We start from the raw sequence: 2,157 nt of genomic DNA on the forward strand, positions 1-2,157 counted from the left end.
ATCTTCCTGGAAACTGACTTGTTCAACGCCGGTATCCGTCCTGCGATTAACGCGGGTCTGTCGGTATCACGTGTTGGTGGTGCCGCTCAAACCAAGATCATCAAGAAACTGGGTGGTGGTGTTCGTCTTGATTTGGCTCAGTATCGTGAACTGGCAGCGTTTGCTCAGTTTGCTTCTGACCTTGATGAAGCAACCCGCGCACAAATCAGCCGTGGTCAACGTGTTACCGAGTTGATGAAACAGAAACAATATCAACCATTATCAATTGCTGAAATGGCGATTTCATTGTTCTCAGCCAACGAAGGCTTCCTGGATGATGTTGACGTCAGCAAAGTCGGTTCATTTGAAGCGTCACTGCTGTCAACCATGCGTTCACAGCATGCTGAGCTGATGGACACAATCAACACTACTGGTAATTTTGATGACAATATCGCTGGCCAAATGCGCAGCGCGATTGAAAAATTCAAAGCCAACGGTAGCTGGTAAGCGAGGCATAATTCATGGCTAGCGGTAAAGAGATACGTACGCAGATAGCAAGCATCAAGAGCACGCAGAAGATAACCTCTGCGATGGAAATGGTGGCTGCCAGTAAAATGCGTAAGGCTCAGGAACGCATGGCGGCAACACGTCCTTATGCTGACAAGATCTTAAATGTTATTCAGCATTTGGCGTTTGCCAATCCGGAATACAGACATCCTTATTTGCAGGATCGTGAAGAGAAACAACGTGTAGGTTATATCGTGGTTTCTTCGGATCGTGGTTTGTGCGGTGGTTTGAACAATAATCTGTTCAAGGAAGTGCTGCACGAAATCAAATCCAAGTCAGATAAAGGCCTGCAGGTTGATATCTGTGCAATTGGCCAAAAAGCCTCAACATTCTTCAGCCGCTTGCCAGTGAACATGGTTGCACAGGTTACCCAATTGGGTGATGCACCACGCGTTCATGAATTGATTGGTAGCATCAAGGTTATGTTGGATGCTTACGAATCAGGTCATATTGATAGTCTGTACCTTGTTTATAACCAGTTTGTGAACACCATGACGCAGGAAGACACATTTATTCGTCTTCTGCCTGCGACACCTGGTGCGCCAAGCGAGGAAATGTCCCATCACTGGGATTATATTTACGAGCCGGATGCGAAAGAAGTTTTGGATGATTTGCTGGTCCGTTACATCGAGTCAGTGGTTTATCAAGGCGTTGTTGAAAACATTGCTTCTGAACAAGCATCGCGCATGATTGCGATGAAAAATGCGTCTGACAATGCCGGCGATCTTATTGATGACCTGCAACTGGTTTACAACAAAGCTCGCCAGGCTGCGATTACACAGGAAATCTCTGAGATTGTTGCGGGTGCCGCTGCGGTCTAACTGAATTAAAAGGGCTGAGCAGCCCGAACTTATTTGAAAGAGGAAGCAAGATGAGCTCTGGAAAGATTGTACAAATTATCGGTGCGGTCGTTGACGTGGAATTTCCCCGCGACAGTCTGCCAAATATCTATGATGCCTTGATGGTTGAAGAGGCTGGTTTAACCCTTGAAGTACAGCAACAGCTTGGCGACGGCGTAGTCCGGACCATTGCAATGGGTACTACAGACGGCTTGAAGCGCAGCTTAGCTGTATCAAATACCGGTAAAGCTATCAGCGTACCAGTCGGTCAAAAAACACTGGGCCGTATCATGGACGTATTGGGTAACCCAATCGACGAGAAAGGCGACATCGGTGAAGAAGAGCGTTGGGGTATCCACCGTAAAGCACCTTCATTTGATGAACTGTCTGCCAGTAACGAATTGCTGGAAACCGGTATAAAAGTAATCGACTTGGTATGCCCGTTTGCTAAGGGTGGTAAAGTTGGTCTGTTTGGTGGTGCCGGTGTAGGTAAAACCGTCAACATGATGGAGCTTATCCGTAACATCGCTATCGAGCATAGTGGTTTCTCGGTATTCGCTGGTGTAGGTGAGCGTACTCGTGAAGGTAACGACTTCTACCACGAAATGACTGACTCAAACGTTATCGATAAAGTATCACTGGTTTACGGTCAGATGAATGAGCCACCTGGTAACCGTCTGCGTGTTGCGTTGACTGGTCTGACCATGGCGGAATTCTTCCGTGACGAAGGTCGTGACGTATTGTTCTTCGTTGATAACATCTACCGTTACAC

At 47.1% G+C, this 2,157-nt stretch carries 1 protein-coding gene and 2 pseudogenes; all 3 read left to right on the top strand.

Going from position 1 to position 2,157, the window contains the following annotated elements:
- Nucleotides 1–486: pseudogene (locus B3182_RS08255) on the top strand (F0F1 ATP synthase subunit alpha); the annotation flags it as partial.
- A 14-nt stretch (nucleotides 487–500) separates the two neighbouring features.
- Nucleotides 501–1,367: a F0F1 ATP synthase subunit gamma gene (gene atpG, locus B3182_RS08260; RefSeq protein ID WP_292358481.1), complete on the top strand. Its 867-nt coding sequence runs from the start codon at nucleotides 501–503 to the stop codon at nucleotides 1,365–1,367.
- Nucleotides 1,368–1,417: 50 nt separating this feature from the next.
- Nucleotides 1,418–2,157, top strand: a pseudogene (locus B3182_RS08265) (F0F1 ATP synthase subunit beta); the annotation flags it as partial.

The organism is Methylophaga sp. UBA4204 (assembly GCF_002379485.1).
Classification (GTDB): Bacteria; Pseudomonadota; Gammaproteobacteria; order Nitrosococcales; family Methylophagaceae; genus Methylophaga.

Bases quoted from the DNA above. Each gene is read 5' to 3' on its own strand.
- atpG (WP_292358481.1), top strand. From the start codon at position 501: ATGGCTAGCGGTAAAGAGATACGTACGCAGATAGCAAGCATCAAGAGC.